The organism is Exiguobacterium sp. s91 (assembly GCF_018618915.1).
GTDB classification, from domain to species: domain Bacteria; phylum Bacillota; class Bacilli; order Exiguobacteriales; family Exiguobacteriaceae; genus Exiguobacterium_A; species Exiguobacterium_A abrahamii.
This window is the reverse complement of the sequence record NZ_JACSMZ010000001.1, coordinates 774,615-792,357: the sequence shown is the minus strand read 5'-3', so window position 1 is coordinate 792,357 and position 17,743 is coordinate 774,615. Positions and strand designations below refer to the sequence as shown.

The window sequence follows — 17,743 nt, the reverse complement described above, 5'->3', positions numbered from 1 at the left end:
AATATGCCTCCTTTTAGTTCACTCTTCTAGTCGATTGTTATCTGTAAAAACGGAAGCAAGGAGAGAATGAACCCCTCTCCTTATTTTCCGAAATGCTCTTAGAAATTGTAGACAGTTTTGACTTTCTCAACGATATCTTTGTGATCTGGGATCCAGACGTCTTCACCTTGTGCGAATGGGAAGATTGTATCTGGAGCAGCAACACGAAGAATTGGCGCTTCGAGGTCAAGGATTGCACGTTCTTGGATTTCAGTTGCAACCATTGCAGCGATACCCGCTTGTTTTTGTGCTTCTTGAACGACGACGACACGGTTTGTTTTCTTGACAGAAGCAAGAATCGTATCGATGTCGATTGGGCTGATTGTCATCAAGTCGATGATTTCGACGCTGATGTTTTCTTTTTCGAGCTCTTCCGCTGCTTTAAGTGAAGCGTGTACCATCGCACCGTAAGTGACGATTGTTACGTCTGTACCTTCACGTTTAACATCAGCTTTTCCGAGTTCGATCGTGTAATCGCCCTCTGGCACTTCACCGCGGAATGAACGGTAGAGTTTCATGTGCTCGAGGAATACGACTGGGTCGTTGTCGCGGATTGACGCGATCAAAAGACCTTTTGCATCGTAAGGTGTTGAAGGAATGACAACTTTAAGTCCTGGTGACTGAGCCATGAGTCCTTCGAGGTTATCTGCGTGAAGTTCCGGTGTTTTAACACCGCCACCGAATGGTGAACGGATTGTAACAGGTGCACTGTATGTGCCGCCTGAACGGTAACGGAGACGCGCAAGTTGTGCTGCGACTGAATCGAATACTTCGAATACGAATCCGAAGAATTGGATTTCCATGATTGGACGGAATCCTGTCAGACTGAATCCGACAGCAAGACCACCAATACCTGATTCCGCAAGTGGTGTATCGAAGACGCGGTCTTCGCCGAGCTCATCTTGAAGACCTTCTGTCGCACGGAATACCCCACCGTTTTTACCGACGTCTTCACCGAACAAGAGAACTTGTTCGTCGCGTTTCATCTCGACGCGCATTGCGTCAGTGATCGCTTGGATCATCGTCATTTGTGCCATGGGTTATTTCGACTCCTTTGCTGTATACTCATCAAGCTGCTCTTGCAGGTTTTGTGGAAGCTTTTCAGCCATCACGTTGATGAAATCTGTAACTTTTTGTTTTGGTTCTTTGTCAGCTTGTGCAAGTGCTTCCTTAACGTCAGCTTTTGCTTGCTCGATGACTTCGTTCTCTTTATCTTCGTTCCAAAGACCTTTTGCTTCCATGAAAGCACGGAAACGGACGAGTGGATCTTGTGCTTGATACTCATCATCCATGTCTTTTGTACGGTAACGTGTTGGATCATCACCAGCGAGTGTGTGTGGTCCGTAACGGTAAGTCAATGTTTCGATCAATGTCGGAACACCGTTGAGTGCTTCAACACGAGCTTGTTTCGTAGCTGCGTATACAGCAAGAACGTCCATACCGTCGACTTGGATACCATTGATCCCAGCAGCGACAGCTTTTTGAGCGATTGTTTTCGCCATAGATTGTTTTTCGACAGGTGTCGAGATTGCGAAACGGTTGTTTTGAACGACGAAGATTGCAGGTGCTTTGAAAGCTCCAGCGAAGTTCATACCTTCATAGAAGTCCCCTTGTGAAGAACCACCATCACCTGTGTAAGTGATTGCGACTTGTTCTTTACCGCTTTTCTTAAGACCGAGAGCAACACCAGCCGCTTGAACGATCTGCGCACCGATGATGATTTGTGGCATTAAGACGTTAACACCTTCAGGGATCTTACCACCTGTGATGTGACCGCGTGAGAACAAGAATGCTTTGTAAAGTGGGAAGCCATGGAAGACCATTTGTGGAATATCACGGTATCCAGGAAGAATCCAGTCATCTTTATCCAAAGCGAATTGCGTACCGATCATTGACGCTTCTTGTCCAGCTACTGGAGCGTAGAAACCAAGACGTCCTTGACGGTTAAGTGAGATTGCACGTTGGTCCCAGATACGTGTGTATACGAGACGGCGCATTAATTCCGTAAGCTCTTCATCCGAGAGGTCTGGCATAGCGTCTTTATTGACGACTTCACCTTTCTCGTCAAGAATGCGGAACGTTTCAAAGTTTTCTTCCACGTTTTTAAACATGTTTACGTTCATCTTTTCACCTCATCCTTTCACTGCGTTCAGCGAAATATTCCTCTGACTGATTTGCCCACATGACAATAGTGTCCAAAAAACGAAGTCCCGTGTGACTATCCTTTGAACATGTGTCTGTGTACCTATTCAGTTGAGTAAACTGTATTATCATGAATCGACACGTTATAGTGTCTTGTTCATTACGTTACAAGTATAAATCTGTAACACCTTAAAATCAAAGGAAATGTTTTATTTTTTTCGCGTTTCACATTGTGAATTCAATCACAAAACTAGAATATTCCATCTTCTGTATCATTCGATATTTTCCTACTGTGTTAGTTGTCATCATTCCCCACTTTCCTATGCTATACTTTTTGTAGACGAAAGGAGTGTTGTTCATGATCACCATGAATGAAATCGTACGCGAAGACGTTCCTGCTCTTCACGAACGGTCAGTAGAAGTGACCTTCCCTCTCAGCGATGAGGATAAGGAAACGATGCGACTCATGCGCGAGTTCCTCGCCAACAGTCAAGATGATGAAATTGCGAAGAAATACGATTTACGAAGCGGCATTGGACTTGCAGCACCACAAATCGGTGTCAACAAGCGCATGTTCGCGATCCGCTTACCGGATGGTGATGATTTGCTGGAATTTGGTATCTATAATCCAAAAATCATCAGTCATTCCGTCGAGCAGACCTATTTAACGGGCGGCGAAGGATGTCTGTCCGTCGATCGTGAAGTCGAAGGACATGTACCGCGCTATATGCGTATTACCCTAACTGGCATCGATCATAACGGAAATCCTATAAAATTACGTTTAAAAGGGATGAAAGCAATCGTCTGCCAGCATGAATACGACCATCTAGATGGCGTCATGTTCTATGATCGGATTGATAAAAAAGAACCGTTCAAGGAATACGGTCCTGCCACGTAATTCAAAAATCCTCGTTTCCGTTTCGGAGACGAGGATTTTTTTGAATCAGACTTCCATGATGATCGGCATGACCATTGGATGACGTTGTGTTTTTTCTGTTAAATACGGTGTGAGCGTATCATTGATGACTTGTTTGATGTCCGTCCATTTCGTATTACGGTTCGCAAGCGATTGATCAAGCGAACGCTTGAGTAGACGTTCAGCATCTTTAATCAAATTACCCGACTCACGCATGTAGACGAAACCACGCGAGATGATGTCCGGTCCAGAGACGAGACGATTCGTCTTCGAGTCAAGCGTCACGACGACGACGACGAGTCCCTCTTCTGAGAGAATACGGCGATCGCGTAAGACGATGTTTCCGATGTCTCCGATTCCTTTTCCATCGACATAAACGGCATTCGCTTGAATCTTCCCAGTGATAGCGGCTGCATTCGCATCTAATGCGAGTACTTCACCGTTATCCATGACGAAGCAGTTCTCTTCCGGTACACCAGCATCCATCGCAAGCGACATATGCTTCTTCAGCATCCGGTATTCCCCGTGAATCGGCATGAAGTATTTCGGATTCAATAGACGTAACATGAGCAACTGCTCTTGTTGACTACCGTGACCTGATGTATGGATATCATTCAGTTTACCGTACATGACATCTGCGCCAGCTTTATATAGCTGATTGATCGTCTTTCCGACAGAAACGACGTTTCCTGGGATTGGGGACGAAGAGAAGATGACGAGATCATCCGGAATGATCGAGATTTGACGATGTGTTCCGTTTGCGATACGGCTAAGTGCAGCCATTGGTTCTCCTTGTGAACCGGTACAAAGGATCGTCAACTCATTTGATTTATAACGTTTCATCTCGTTCGGCTCGATGATCGTCCCCTTCGGTGCTTTGATGAAATCAAGTTCTTGACCAATCATCATGACCTTGTCCATGCTACGTCCGAAGACGACGATTTTCCGTCCTGCTTCTACAGAAGCATTGACGACTTGTTGCAGACGATAGATGTTCGACGCAAACGTCGCGAAGATGATCCGTCCTTCCGCTTTACGGAAGATGTCTGAGATCGTTTCCCCAACGACACGTTCACTCATCGTAAACCCTTCCACTTCTGCATTCGTTGAATCCGATAGAAGACACAATACGCCTTCTTTACCGAGTTCAGCCATTTTCGCTAAATCAGCCGGCTCTCCGACTGGCGTGAAATCGAACTTGAAGTCCCCTGTATGCACGATGTTCCCTTGTGGTGTTTTGACGACGACACCGAACGAGTTCGGAATCGAGTGTGTCGTACGGAAAAACGAGATGCTTGTCTTCCGGAACTTGATGACCGAATCTTCATCGATCTCATGCAGTTCCGCGTTGCGAAGCAAACCATGCTCTTCTAACTTCACCTTGATGAGACCCATCGCAATCTTACCAGCGTAAATCGGTAAGTTCACTTGTTTAAGCAAGAAAGGCAGACCACCAATGTGATCTTCATGACCGTGTGTGATGAAGACGCCTTTGACCTTATCCTTGTTCTTGATCAAGTACGTGTAATCTGGAATGACATAGTCGATTCCAAGTAATTCATCTTCTGGGAACATGACACCCGCGTCAATGACGATGATCTCATCTTGGAATTGAACGACATACGTGTTCTTCCCGATTTCCCCGAGTCCACCGAGTGCGAAAACGGCGGCCTGATGGTTTTTGACGAACTTCATTCGAACGTCGCAACCTTGAAATCAGGATGTTGTTGTTCGTATGTCAAAAATTCTCCGCTGACTTCGCGGATGAACTCGATGTTGATATCTTTGAGGTGGTCAATCGTTGATCGCACGTCACGAATGCTTTCCCCTTCTACATACATTGTTTCTGTCCGTTCACGAACAGGTGCTTCCGAACGAAGCGGTTGGTAAAATACTTTAAAAATCATGCCTAGCAACTCCTTATCAGTACATTGTTTTTTGTCCTTAGTACAGTATACACGATACATGGACTATTTTTCATCCTTATTCGGCATGTTCCCTTCCGGCAACACGCTTTTGGTTATGCTATACTTTCACATGAACAGGTCATTTCGACCAATTAAAAAGAGAAGGTGAAACCATGGCAAATCAGAAAGTCGTCTTTTTCGATATCGACGGAACCTTATTGCATGATGGTCATTTTGTTCCGGAATCAACAAAACAGGCAATTCGTAAGCTTCAAGAAAATGGTGTCTATGTAGCCCTTGCAACTGGACGCGGACCTGCGATGTTGTCTGGAATCCGTGAACTACTCAACATCGATACGATTATCGGCTATAACGGGCAAATCGTCGTTCATCAAAATGAAATCATCTACAAACGTCCACAACCTAAGACGGATTTAACGCATTTAACGCAACAAGCGAAAGAAAACGGGCATACACTCGTTTATCTTGGCGAAACAAAAGGCTTCACGACGAAATCAAATGACACGCATGTCGTAGATTCGCTCGGCGAACTCGACATGCCATTACCGATTCACGATGAAGAAGCTTTCTTATCGCATGATGTTTTCCAAACGCTCGTCTACTGTACGGCCGAAGAAGAAGCGGATTATGTTAAACGGTATGACGCATTCGATTTCATTCGTTGGCATCCACACGCAATGGATGTCATCAATGTCGGTTCCTCGAAAGCAGAAGGGATCAAACAATTCCTGAAATTGACGAATATTCGCCGCGAAGATACCTTTGCATTCGGTGATGCTTTAAACGATTTAGAGATGCTCCGCTACGTTGGAACCGGTATTGCAATGGGCAACGGGCTTCCAGAAACGAAAGCTGCCGCTGACTATGTCACGAAACCAATCCTTGAGGACGGTATCGCACACGGATTAAAAGAATTCCAACTCATTTAATTAAGTAAATGTAAAGCTGAGGCGCGCCTCAGCTTTTTTTTAGTTCTTCACTTTATGAATCGCACGCTCTAGACGGTCGAGATCCTCATTTTCACCAATGACGACGAGATAGTCCCCTTTTTCAATCATTTCATCAGCTTGTAGAGAAATCAGAACGTTTTCTCCACGTTTAATGGCGACGACGTTCGCTCCGTATTTGCTTCGTAGATCAAGGTCGATCAATGTTTGTTTTGCCATCCGGTCACTGACTTTAATTTCAACGATCGAAAATTCTTGAGATAAGTCGAGATAGTCAAGAATATTTGAACTCATTAAACCATTTGCAATCCGGACTCCCATATCCCGTTCGGGGTGAACGATGAAGTCTGCTCCGATTTTTCGTAATACCTTTTCGTGGTAATCGTTCGTCGCTTTAACGGTGATCGATTGTACCCCAAGCTCTTTTAAGATCAATGTCGTCAAGATGGATGCTTGAATATTTTCACCGATGGCAACGATGACATGATCGAAGTTTCGGATTCCTAGACTTTTTAAGACATTCTCATCCGTCGTGTCCGCGATGACGGAATGCGTCGCAATTCCCATGAATTCATTGACGCGCTCCTCGTCGGAGTCAATCGCTAAGACATCGTAGCCATTTTTCGATAATTCGCGGACAATCGAGCCACCAAAGCGCCCTAGTCCAATTACTGCAAACTCTCCATTCATTTTCACAACTCTCCTTCACAATCGCTCTTCCTTAGTAGTGTACCCGATTCAATTTAAAAATACTATAAACGCCCCTGCGATTCGCAGAGGCGTTTATTCATCCATTATTTTGAGGATTTCCCACGTACATAATCGTTATCGAACAAGAAGAGTCGTAAAATCAAGTACAACGCCGGAATCAAGAGTAAGAGTCCGAAGATGAAGACAACGACGAGTGCGGAAGCCATTGTTTCGTTAACGACCGCTTTGTTGATATCGATATATGGATACAAGATGTATGGTAAGTGCGTATAACCGTAACCAAACCATGCCACTCCATACTGTAGCATGACCGCGACGAAAGCAATTCCGTAATTCTTCTTCATGTAGACGAGTGTCACCGCAACGAGGAAGAAGATGAAACTAGCAGCGAACCACCACCAGTTCCCGTTTAAGATGTTCTCATAGTGCCATGCCGCTTGATTTTTCAATCCAAAGAAGACGAGTGCACAGACAAGAATCGTCGGACCACTCCAGAAGAGTGACCATTTACGAATTAGCGGAGTAGCCCCTTCATCCTTCGCTTTATCTGCGTAGAACAAGAGGAACATCGCACTGATATAGAGGACGGATACGATAGCGAGTGCTACGACCGACCAAGAGTAAAAGTTCGTAAATAATTTTGTTCCTAAAAACTCGACTGTTTCATTCGTTTTACGAATGAAACCACCTTGACTGATCGTCAATGTCGTTGACATCGCCGCCGGAATCAATAGACCAGTTGCTCCATATAAGAACGTATAGAACATGCTGTCGTTTGATCCATAATTGGCAAAAGCATAGAAGCTACCACGAATCGCAATCAATACGAGAACGATCGAGGCTGGCACGAGTAGTGCCGTACCGAAATAGTAAGCGGTATCCGGGAAGAACCCGACTAGTCCGACGAAGAAGAATACGAAGAAGACATTCGTTACCTCCCACACTGGTGAGAGATAACGAAGAATCAATCGATTCGTTAAATGATCCCGCTTCGTATATTTTGAATAAAAGGCGTAAAATCCAGCACCGAAGTCAATTGAGGCAACGATGAGATATCCGTACAGGAAAGTCCAGAGGACCGTAATTCCTAGTGTTTGAACGTCCAAATCGTTCCCTCCTTACTTGTTATCATCCACGAACATAGCTTCCCCACGTGCGTGGTGGTTTTCAGCAAGTTCTTGAAGTTCTTTTCCAACCGGGTTTTTCTTGAACATCCGTAATAATACGACTGTACAAATCGTACCGAGCATCAAGTACAAGGCACTGAATAGAATCAACATCGGACCGACGGCAGTTGATGTCGTCGCCGCATCTGCTGTCCGCATGATGCCGTAAAGTGTCCAAGGTTGGCGACCAATTTCAGCATACATCCAACCTGCTTCAATGGAAATCATCGCCAGAGGTCCACCGATGAAGACACCTCTTAAAATCCATTTGTTATAAGGATTTAATTTTTTCAAACGGAATGCCAAGATGAACAAGGCAGAGATGGCAGCCAAATACATACCAATCGAAACCATAATATCGAAGAAATAGTGAACGATCAGCGGTGCTTGATCTTCTTTTGCGAACTCATTTAGACCAATGACTTCTGTATCTGGAGCTCCACCCGCAAGGATCGAGAGTGCATATGGGATTTTGACGGCTCCCTTGATTTCATAACTACCGTCTTCTTGCTGATCAAGTATCCCACCAAAGATCAATTCTGCTTCACTTGTCGTTTCAAAATGCCATTCAGCAGCCGCGAGTTTCTCTGGCTGATATTTCGCCAAGTATTTCCCTGAGAAGTCCCCGACAAGTGCAGTCGAGAAGGCAAAAATCAATCCAGCCATAACCGTTAAGCGAAGTGCTTTTTTGTGATACGCTGTTTCCGCTGCTGAGAGTGTTTTTTTGCGGAGTAAGTGGAACGCCGCGATTGCCGCCAAGATGAAGGCGACTGTCAAATAAGCCGATACGATGACGTGTGTTGCTTTTGTAGGTGTTGCTGTATTGAACATTGCTTTTAATGGTTCAATTTGCGTTAGCGTTCCGTTGACTATCTTAAATCCTTCTGGTGAGTTCATGAAGGAGTTGACCGTCGTAATGAAGAATGCTGATGCTGTCGCACCGATGACGACTGGAATCCCGATCAACCAGTGTAACCATGGGTTTTTGAATCGATCCCATGTATACAGGTAAATACCGAGGAAAATCGCTTCAAAGAAGAATGCGAATGTTTCCATGAACAGTGGTAATGCGATCGTTTGACCAGCCACTTGCATGAGTGACGGCCAAAGTAGTGATAATTGCAATCCGATGGCCGTCCCTGTCACGACACCGACTGCGACGGTAACGACGTATCCACGCGTCCACCGTCTTGCTAATAAAATATAATCCGGATCTTTGCGTTTCAGACCGATGAATTCAGCTGCGAGTACCATGAGCGGTACCCCGACACCAATCGTCGCGAATATAATGTGAAACGCTAATGTGAGCCCTGTCAACAATCGACTGAGCAATACGGGATCATTGAACATGTATATAGCCCCCTCTTCCTAAAACATACTTCTCTATATGGTCTATAACCGTATCATAGAGAACATAACCCTTTATGTCTGTTTATAATGTTTGATGTAACAAATTGTTCACATGTGCACGTGATTTTTTTCACAAAATGTTCGAAAACTCCTATTCTTACATATATAAAAAGCTTTCCCATTCTTGATTTCGAAAGGGAAAGCTTAATGTCCTTCATTATTTCATAAAACTTTTTAAACATATTCTCGGAAATAATGATCGAGTAAATCAATCACAAATGGAATCGCGGATTCATCCGGATTCAAGGTTGGTTGGTGAAGTCCAGATGTCGGATTGTCGACTCCGAGCCAAAACATCATCCCTGGAATTTCCTTCAACATGAATCCGAAGTCTTCTCCTGTCATAGCTGCATCACATTCAATGTAGTTCGCATTCATCTTGACGAATGATGAAAATTTATCAACGATGTGTCGGTCATTGACGACCTCGTAATAACGATTTCCGAATTGTAGATCAATCTTGACGCCAAAGGAAGCTTCGATTCCTCGAATGATGTCACGAACGCGTTGTTCCAGTTTTTCCATGTCTTCTCCATTGAGTGCGCGCATCGTACCGTCAAGAACAGCTCTACCGGCGATGACGTTTTCCCGAATCCCGGCATCGACCTTTCCGATCGTAATGACGCTACAGTTCATCGGATTGATGGATCGACTGACGATTGTTTGCAATTGCATGATTAAGGCTGCTTGCGCAACGACCGTATCAATCGTCAAATGAGGAAAGGCCGCGTGACCACTTTGACCATAGATCGTGATATGGACTTCTCGAGCACTCGCGAACAAGACGCCGGGACGGCTCGCAATCGTACCGACTGGATATTCCGGTGCGACGTGAAGACCATACATCTCACTTGGACGATATTTTTCAAACAACGGACTTTTAATCATCGGTTCTGCCCCGCCCGGACCTTCTTCCGCTGGTTGGAATAAAAAGACGACATCATCCATGACCGGCAATTCAATGATTCGTTTCATCAATCCCAACGCAATCGACGTGTGCATATCGTGACCACAGGCATGCATGAAGCCTGGATGTTCCGAACAAAATGGAAGACCTGTCGCTTCTTCGATCGGTAACCCATCAATGTCTGCCCGGTATCCAATCGTCCGATTTCCAGTCAATCCTTTCACTCGAACGAAAACACCCGTTTCAAACGTGTCATACGTGACACGATCTGGTGGATAAGCACGAATTTGTTCCAATATAAAAGCTTGCGTCTTAAATTCCTTGAACCCTGGTTCTGGTATTTTATGAAGCGCGCGCCGCATTTCAATGGCGTATTCCATCTGACTGACTTCCTCCTTCTTCTTTTACGATGTCCCAAAATGCTTGAACTTGTTTTAGTTCAAGCATCGATTCCGTAGACAAAATCCATGTATCTCGCTTTAATACTTTTCCAGATGAGGTCTTCAACGGAAGTTGCATGACTTCATTCGAATGCTGAATCGTCGACTCAGGCAGGATTGCAAAACCAATTCCATGTAACGCCATCTGTTTACATGTCTCGATTTGATCGACGACAAGGGTCCGAGAAGGTGGACTTGCGAACCGATCTTGCCACCATTCTAAAATTTCTTGATAGTACGTTGAATCACTCTTGAACTGGATGAATGGTCGATCCGTCACGCGTAACTGTTCGATTGACGTCAACTCACTATCGACTAAATAGAGCGGATCCGAGAAAAGACGTTCTTTAACACCTTTCCAGTCCGGGTTTCCACGAATGATCCCGATATGAAAATGTTCCTCTAACATATGACGCATCATCTCACTGGACCATCCCGTGACAAGCTGAACACGGACATGCGGATAACGCTCAACGAAACGTTTTAAGACACGCGGGAGCCAATATTGCCCCATGATGGAAGCGACGGCAATCCGAAGCGTCCCATAAACGGCACCCTCTTCTGCTGTCAATTCACTTTTTAACTCAAGTTCCTTCCGATTCATCTCTTTTGCGAGACCGATTACTTTTTCTCCTTGTGGTGTGATGCTTAACCCACGCGATGAACGAATGAATAATTTTGTTCCCCAGCGTCTTTCAATCGCAACGAGACGTTGACTAAGCGCAGGTTGCGAGACGAATAATCGTTCAGCAGCGCGCCTCATATTCAATTCTTCCGATAAGGTGATCAACATTTCCATTTCCGACACTTGCAATGTGAGATTCGACTCCTCATGATATAAGATGGCATTAGTTTAACACGTTAGAAAGGACGATACATATGACACGCTATCATTTTATGTTCATCATCTCAACGATTGCAACGCTTGGCAGTCTCTATTTCAGTGAAATTCGCGGATTCATCCCCTGCCCTCTCTGTTGGTGGCAACGACTATTCATGTATACGACTGCCTTTTATTTGCTCATCTCGCTATTCCGGTCGAAAACGATCGATCCGCTCTTCGTTCGCCTGTATGTGCTTGCCGGCTTTGGTGTCGCCTTGTACCACGTCATCCTTGAGCGTTTACCTGATGGCGAAGCGTTATGTACAAGCGGCTGTCTCATCAAGTGGGTCAACTATTTTGGTTTCTTGACAATTCCGATGATGAGTCTCATTGCCTTCACATTACTCTTGATTCTAGCGTTCTATCCAGCACGTTCGAACAATGAAGCATAAGATACAAAAAAGAGAAGTCGATTCGACTTCTCTTTTTTGTCGTTTGACATCACGTCCAGCGATTGAAGACGCTGACGGCACTTGAGAACGCAAGCTCCGAGAGTTGTCCCGTACCTTCACACCAGTCCCCGACGAAAGCGACACCTGCATGATCCGGAATGTGAGTCGCAAGCGGCGTTTGCCCCATTTTCCATTTGATTTCTTGTACGACTGCTCGTTTGATCGTTCGTTCTGCGACGATACGTTGTCGCCAATCTGCAAAATGAGCGTCAAGCATCTGTTCGATTCCTGTTCGGACATGTCCAATATAATCAGGATCCTCAAGTCGATCGTGTTCAAGGTAGGCGATTGCTTGAAGAACTTGACTATCCTTCGGTGCAAGACTTGCATCATAATGCGATAAATCCGTGATGAACGCTCGATGCGAACGGTCGTAGATGTATGAATACGGTGTTTCGATATACGGATGAAGTCCAAGATCATACACGAATACTTCTACCGGTTCATGGCTCGCGTACGGTGTAACAAATCGCTGAATGTCAGTGGGAGTCGCCATTTTTAAGATTTCACGCGGTGGGACGGCAAAGATGATCCGTTCGACGTTCCATTCTTGTTTCTTTCGATCACGTACTAAGAATCCTGTCGTAGTCGATTCGACTGCTGTTATTTTTGTTTTTTTCAGGATCTCTCCGTGGTTCTCTAGGATGATCCGTTCCAACTCCTGTACTAGCCCTTGCCACCCACCTTCGATGTATGAGACAGGCTTGCGCGTCCGAAAAAGTTTTTGATAATACTCGAAATAGACGTCTGACGGGATTTTTTCGGGTTCTGCCGTAAAAAAGTTCGTTGATGCCAAATCAAGCATCAACTGTGCCACTTGTTCATCGACTCGTTCCGTTTTTAACCATTGCCCAATTGATTGTTGCGGATCCCCTCGTTCGACTCGTAAAATCGTTTTAATGATCTCCCAAGTGAAACGTACTTTGTTCGTTCCTTCGATGACTTCTGTTTTCAATAATCCCCAGGCATTCGCAGGAACTGCCGTCAAATGACCTGAAAACTCATATTTCGCACGACTCGCTGAGAAATCTAACCACGTCACTTCGATACCGAGCTGTTTCGTTAATTTGCGGAGAATCGATTGATCGCGCCCATAAATCGCATGAGCACCGTAATTAAACGTAAACCCTTTTACGGTTTGAGAGGTGGCACGTCCTCCGAGCAATCCAGCATCCCAGAGCGTGACCGGTGTTCCTTGTTTTGCGAATAATGCCGCTGCCGTCAAGCCGGATAACCCTCCACCTATGATACCAATCGTCATACTCTCGCCTCCTCAATCATCATTTCTTTTCTTTTCCCATAACGATTGAAGAAGAATCGAAGAACATGAAAAAAGACGTGATTTCACGATTGAAATCACGTCTCCTTATTTTGGATTAGGCTTTCCACCATTCATCGAGTGGTGAGACCGGCATATGATGCTTATGTCCAACACGTTTATACTGTGTCTCTAACTTTTCTTGACTTGCTTCTGAAATCGTCTTTCCTTCCAAATAATCATCAATTTCTTCGTATGTCATTCCAAGTGCCACTTCGTCTGGTAATGCCGGACGATTTTCTTCAAGATCTGCTGTCGGAACTTTTTCAATCAAGACTTCTGGTGCGTTCAAGTAACGTAAGAGTTGTTTCCCTTGCCGTTTATTCAGTCCTGTCAATGGCGTCAAATCACATGCACCATCACCGTGTTTCGTGTAGAATCCCGTCACAAATTCAGCTGCATGATCCGTTCCAACGACTAAACAGCCATAATGAGCGGCTAAATCATATTGGCTTTTCATTCGCTCCCGCGCTTTCGTATTCCCTTTACTAAAGTCGGAAAGTTCTGCACCTGTCGCTTCTTTGAACGCCTGCATCGATGCTTCGACTGCTGGTTTAATATTCACACGAAGCGAATGATCCGGTTGAATGAACGTCAAGGCTGTCTGTGCGTCTGCTTCATCTTGTTGTTCCCCGTAAGGCAAGCGGACCGCATAAAATGCGACATCTTTTCCCTCTTCTTTTCGTAACTCTTCAACTGCCAGTTGGCACAGACGACCGGCGAGCGAAGAATCTTGTCCCCCTGAGATGCCCAGTACGAATCCTTTTGCTCCTGTATGCTTGAGATACGCCTTCAAGAAGGCTACCCGCTCGTTTACTTCTTGTGCTGGGTCAATGACAGGCTTTACTCCTGTTACTTGGATGATTTCTTGTTGCATGAATCGCTTCACTCCTTCACATTATGTTGATCGTCATTTCGAATCAATCATTTGTTGGTCCGTCGTTTGTTTCGCACTTGCTCCTTTAAACTGACGGATTGTCGATACGCGAACTTCCGTGCTATCACCTAAAGAGGAGATCGGTAATTCAACTGTATACTGTTTCGTTTCACGTTTCGTGAACGTATCCTTTTCAATCGCTTGCGTGAATACTTGCTCTTTCTCAAAATCATACGTTACGTGTTGTTTCGCATCAATCAATTGAGCCTGAAAACGTTGTGAGGAAGGATACGTCACGTTCACACTGTGATCATTTGGATTCGTTAAAGAAATGTTTAATTGCATCATGTCGTCCTGCTTTATCGTTTTGACTGCAATCTGAATCGGTTCGTTCGTGGTTGTTGTTGCCTGTTGTTTCTTTTCTTGGCAACCTGCTAAACAAACAGTAAGCAGTAGCAGAATGAAAACGAGACGTTTCATCTCATCCCTCCTTTTATCTTTATCAATTTTATCATAAAAAAAAGCGAGAGAGGATTCTCCTCTCTCGCACGTTTATTCACTTATGCTACAGGTAAAGTCGATGGATTCATCTTGAATGAAAACAATTGCTCTAATCCTGTCGCAAAAAGTTCGTCACAAATATCCTCTGCCGCGTTTGCCGGTGCGACTAATGTGATCGTACGACTGTCGATTGTTTCGATCGTTACATATACCCCTGTTTTTGTCCGTTCCTTGTATCCTACTGCTAAATCTGTTTCAGCGAAAAGTAACATATCCCCGATTCTCCCCTTTTCTCATTCATAATGCCCAGCCAAGAGATGACCTACATGATTCGAATTCGTTATTGTAGATTAACTGTACCAAAGGGCAGGAAAAAGAAGAAAATTGTCATTCGACATTTCATTTCAAAACAATATTTCAATTTTATCAGGGATATTTTGGAATGCTTGATTTAGTTGTTAGATGCAAGCGTTTTAATAAGCATTTCCAACACATTTCATTTCGATTTCAAAAAGATGACAACATAATTTTGATTATTTTACCAGCGTTTTTAGACAACAGGGAAAATATACCTAGACAATCAGTGACTCATTTTGTCGAATGATTCTCTCAAGCAATTATTTTTTAAGTTCTTATGAACTTTCATCTATCATTCGATTCATTTGCTGCCAAACCGTTCCTAGTGCTTCTTCCCCACTTTCGATCCGCGTTAATGCGAGTTCGGCTTGTAGAGCCACTTCATATTCCCGGTCTCGGATGGCTTCACGCAGTCTTGGAATTGACTGTTCCGTTCCGACATCAAACAGGAAGCGAGCAGCTCGCCAGCGTACTAATTTATTTTTATCCGCTAACGCTTCCATCATCATTGGTTCAGCTTCTGGCATCGCCCAATCTGAAATCGTATCGCCTGCTGTCCGGCGAACGATCCCTGACGGATCATGCAGTGCACTCGTCAAATACTCTAACAGTTCTTCTCGGTGATCTTCGAACATCCCAAGCTTTACAATCGCTTGACGCCGAATTTGCATCTTCTCATCCTGTAACAGGCGAGCATAAGCTGGAACCCACTCCATCTCAACAGGTAGTTCATCGAGCGCCGCGAATCGTTCTTTCCAATCGGATGATTGAATCGCTTGACCGCTAAATGTAATATCTTCTCCTGCTGCGAGCGACTTGAGACGTTCGATACGTTCGACTGGATAGGCAATCTCAATCTCATTCGCTACTTCACGCAAGCTTTCGTCAAGGTCACCGTATCGAGGTGCTTGTTCTACCCAGCGTCGATCGCTAATGACATTTTGAACGAATGGTTGGACGAATAGCGCTGCTTCTCGGAAACGTTCCGACAGCCCTTCTCGTTTTTCTTCTAATCCTTTCACACCTTTGATTTGCATCGGTACGCCTAAAATGAACTGCACGAATAGATGGACAGGCTCATACTCAGCATCTGTCTCGTGCTGTTCAACGTCATTCAACGTTTCACCAAACGCACGTCGTATATCGATGACAAGCGAGCGCCAATCATATTTCGGATAACGCTCGATCGATAAAAAGTCACTGACCTGATAAACGAACTTAATGCCAGGTATTTCAAGTAATCGCTGAATGTGTTCCGGTGCGCCAAAGGCATGCTCGAATGTCTGCCCCTTTTCCGAAAAGACCTCATCAACGATGACTTTCATGTTATTTGGACTTGGTGTTGGTTCAATCGCTACGATTTTCATGTGTATCCCCTCCACTTCTATCATTTCAGATATCTCATCTGAAATGCAAAGCAAATGCCCTACAGACATGACCGTAGGGCAAAAACTTACTTGAATGCTTCTTCGATGATTGCAACGAAAGCATCCGGTGTCTCAAGCATCCCCATGTGTCCACTGTCTGTTGACCGATGTATGAGATGATCATTCTTTGGTGCAAATGCGCTTTCCTCTGAAATCAGTTGATCTTTCGTGCCGTGAATGATGACACCCTTCACGGTAGCTCTCGTCAAGACCTTCGTCATATCTCGCCGATCTCGCATCGCAGAGAGCGCACGGATAGCTCCTTCGACCGTCATCATGTACCCGATCTCAAGTGCTTCAGCGACAGCGAACTCATCTGCCCCTTCAGCGAATAAGGATGGAACAAGACCATTGACGAATTCTCTAACACCGACTTCTTCAACGCGCGTGATGTTTTGATTTCGTTTTTGTTTCGCTTGTTCATCATCTGCTTTAGCTGTCGAGTACACGAGACCGTATCCACTGATTTGATCCGCATACCCTTCTACGATTGCAGCTGTGATGTATCCACCAAATGAATGCCCGATGATGATCGGCTTTTCGATACCACGTCGATCAAGTTCATGCATGACCCATTCTGCAAAGCCTTCAATCGTATCCGGACCAACATCGAGTCCCTCATGTCCTGGTAAACTTAGTGGTAAGACATCAAAGGAATGTCGTAAATTTGCTTCTACCCGATTAAAATAATCTGTTCCTCCTGTAAATCCATGCAGGAGTACAAGTGTCTGTTTTTCCATTGACTACCTCATCCCTTCCATTCAGATGCGAGCATACGGTACATCGTTAAATCCATGAAACGCCCATGACTGTATGCATAATCTGCTAGTAATCCTTCTGCTTTGAATCCTAATTTTTGAACCAATGCGTTAGAAGCGAGGTTTTCAGGTGCGACGAGGGCGCTGATTCGATGGAGAGCAAATTCTTCAAAGCCATATGTCAGAACAGCTCTTGCCGCTTCCGAAGCGACACCACGTTGCCAATAATCTTGACTAACTTCAAAACCAATTTCAGCCCGATGGTATTGAGACAACCAGTTATGAAAACCGATCGTACCGATCAATTGATTCGTTTGTGCATCAGCAATTGCCCAGCGAATCGCTTTACCTTGCGTGAACTGTTCCTTAAAGTAACTGATGACATTTTTAGCTTCATAGACCGTCACGAGCGGATCTGATCCGTAATAGTACATGACTTTATCGTCCGATAGGATTTTAAACAATTCGCGTGCGTCACGGTTTTCGAGCTCACGTAATATGAAGCGCTCGGTCCGCAATTCCGGGAAAGGCTTTCGCAAGCCCCACATGCTCCATCACCTCTCT

Annotated in this window: 19 protein-coding genes; 3 read left to right on the top strand and 16 right to left on the bottom strand. The window is 44.8% G+C overall.

What is annotated here, in order from left to right; translation table 11 throughout:
* Positions 1 to 98: 98 nt before the first annotated feature.
* Together KNQ06_RS03900 and pdhA are read right to left on the bottom strand one after the other, a co-directional pair.
* Positions 99 to 1,076 carry an alpha-ketoacid dehydrogenase subunit beta gene (locus KNQ06_RS03900; protein WP_023468851.1) on the bottom strand — a complete coding sequence of 326 codons (978 nt, stop codon included), beginning with the start codon at positions 1,074 to 1,076 and terminating at the stop codon, positions 99 to 101.
* Between the two features lie 3 nt (positions 1,077 to 1,079).
* Complete coding sequence (gene pdhA / locus KNQ06_RS03895; RefSeq protein ID WP_023468852.1) at positions 1,080 to 2,162, bottom strand: pyruvate dehydrogenase (acetyl-transferring) E1 component subunit alpha; 1,083 nt, start codon at positions 2,160 to 2,162, stop codon at positions 1,080 to 1,082.
* Positions 2,163 to 2,539: 377 nt separating this feature from the next.
* On the opposite strand from pdhA, the gene def reads away from it, so the two are divergent.
* Entirely contained in the window at positions 2,540 to 3,079 is a 540-nt protein-coding gene (def, locus tag KNQ06_RS03890; protein WP_029342180.1) for a peptide deformylase, read from the top strand.
* Positions 3,080 to 3,124: 45 nt separating this feature from the next.
* On the opposite strand, the gene rnjA is transcribed toward def, so the two are convergent.
* A complete protein-coding gene (gene rnjA / locus KNQ06_RS03885; RefSeq protein WP_035396693.1) occupies positions 3,125 to 4,792 on the bottom strand; it encodes a ribonuclease J1 in 1,668 nt (555 codons plus the stop codon).
* The gene (locus tag KNQ06_RS03880; protein WP_023468855.1) at positions 4,789 to 5,004 is read right to left on the bottom strand and encodes a DNA-dependent RNA polymerase subunit epsilon; all 216 of its coding nucleotides are present in this window, start codon (positions 5,002 to 5,004) and stop codon (positions 4,789 to 4,791) included. Before KNQ06_RS03880 ends, rnjA begins: the two co-directional genes overlap by 4 nt.
* 173 nt (positions 5,005 to 5,177) lie before the next feature.
* Between KNQ06_RS03880 and KNQ06_RS03875 the strand changes: the two genes are divergently transcribed.
* Positions 5,178 to 5,954: a Cof-type HAD-IIB family hydrolase gene (locus KNQ06_RS03875; RefSeq protein ID WP_064299596.1), complete on the top strand. Its 777-nt coding sequence runs from the start codon at positions 5,178 to 5,180 to the stop codon at positions 5,952 to 5,954.
* Between the two features lie 39 nt (positions 5,955 to 5,993).
* Here the strand turns inward: KNQ06_RS03875 and KNQ06_RS03870 are convergent, their stop codons facing one another.
* The 5 genes from KNQ06_RS03870 to KNQ06_RS03850 all read right to left on the bottom strand — a co-directional run bounded on the left by KNQ06_RS03870 (position 5,994) and on the right by KNQ06_RS03850 (position 11,420).
* Positions 5,994 to 6,662: a potassium channel family protein gene (locus KNQ06_RS03870; protein WP_023468857.1), complete on the bottom strand. Its 669-nt coding sequence runs from the start codon at positions 6,660 to 6,662 to the stop codon at positions 5,994 to 5,996.
* 104 nt (positions 6,663 to 6,766) lie between these two features.
* Positions 6,767 to 7,789 carry a cytochrome d ubiquinol oxidase subunit II gene (locus KNQ06_RS03865; protein WP_215147379.1) on the bottom strand — a complete coding sequence of 341 codons (1,023 nt, stop codon included), beginning with the start codon at positions 7,787 to 7,789 and terminating at the stop codon, positions 6,767 to 6,769.
* Between the two features lie 12 nt (positions 7,790 to 7,801).
* Positions 7,802 to 9,199, bottom strand: coding sequence for a cytochrome ubiquinol oxidase subunit I (locus tag KNQ06_RS03860; RefSeq protein ID WP_023468859.1), 1,398 nt, complete (start codon positions 9,197 to 9,199; stop codon positions 7,802 to 7,804).
* 234 nt (positions 9,200 to 9,433) lie between these two features.
* Complete coding sequence (locus tag KNQ06_RS03855; protein WP_215147377.1) at positions 9,434 to 10,546, bottom strand: N-acetyldiaminopimelate deacetylase; 1,113 nt, start codon at positions 10,544 to 10,546, stop codon at positions 9,434 to 9,436.
* Positions 10,530 to 11,420: a transcriptional regulator CcpC gene (locus KNQ06_RS03850; RefSeq protein WP_053453890.1), complete on the bottom strand. Its 891-nt coding sequence runs from the start codon at positions 11,418 to 11,420 to the stop codon at positions 10,530 to 10,532. The genes KNQ06_RS03855 and KNQ06_RS03850 overlap by 17 nt, the downstream gene beginning before the upstream one ends.
* A gap of 65 nt (positions 11,421 to 11,485) precedes the next feature.
* Between KNQ06_RS03850 and KNQ06_RS03845 the strand changes: the two genes are divergently transcribed.
* Positions 11,486 to 11,881, top strand: a complete 396-nt coding sequence (locus KNQ06_RS03845) for a disulfide bond formation protein B (protein ID WP_023468862.1) — start codon at positions 11,486 to 11,488, stop codon at positions 11,879 to 11,881.
* 49 nt (positions 11,882 to 11,930) lie between these two features.
* Here the strand turns inward: KNQ06_RS03845 and KNQ06_RS03840 are convergent, their stop codons facing one another.
* From KNQ06_RS03840 to KNQ06_RS03810, 7 genes are all read right to left on the bottom strand, one after another.
* Entirely contained in the window at positions 11,931 to 13,202 is a 1,272-nt protein-coding gene (locus tag KNQ06_RS03840) for an FAD-dependent oxidoreductase (RefSeq protein WP_215147375.1), read from the bottom strand.
* A 115-nt stretch (positions 13,203 to 13,317) separates the two neighbouring features.
* Entirely contained in the window at positions 13,318 to 14,136 is an 819-nt protein-coding gene (nadE, locus tag KNQ06_RS03835; RefSeq protein WP_215083893.1) for an ammonia-dependent NAD(+) synthetase, read from the bottom strand.
* A 33-nt stretch (positions 14,137 to 14,169) separates the two neighbouring features.
* Positions 14,170 to 14,616 carry a BsuPI-related putative proteinase inhibitor gene (locus KNQ06_RS03830; protein ID WP_215147373.1) on the bottom strand — a complete coding sequence of 149 codons (447 nt, stop codon included), beginning with the start codon at positions 14,614 to 14,616 and terminating at the stop codon, positions 14,170 to 14,172.
* An 80-nt stretch (positions 14,617 to 14,696) separates the two neighbouring features.
* Entirely contained in the window at positions 14,697 to 14,909 is a 213-nt protein-coding gene (locus KNQ06_RS03825) for a hypothetical protein (protein ID WP_023468866.1), read from the bottom strand.
* A gap of 360 nt (positions 14,910 to 15,269) precedes the next feature.
* A complete protein-coding gene (locus KNQ06_RS03820; protein ID WP_215147371.1) occupies positions 15,270 to 16,361 on the bottom strand; it encodes a conserved virulence factor C family protein in 1,092 nt (363 codons plus the stop codon).
* Between the two features lie 86 nt (positions 16,362 to 16,447).
* Positions 16,448 to 17,161, bottom strand: coding sequence for an alpha/beta fold hydrolase (locus tag KNQ06_RS03815; protein WP_058705378.1), 714 nt, complete (start codon positions 17,159 to 17,161; stop codon positions 16,448 to 16,450).
* A gap of 8 nt (positions 17,162 to 17,169) precedes the next feature.
* Positions 17,170 to 17,727 carry a GNAT family N-acetyltransferase gene (locus KNQ06_RS03810; RefSeq protein WP_195864703.1) on the bottom strand — a complete coding sequence of 186 codons (558 nt, stop codon included), beginning with the start codon at positions 17,725 to 17,727 and terminating at the stop codon, positions 17,170 to 17,172.
* Positions 17,728 to 17,743: the final 16 nt, after the last annotated feature.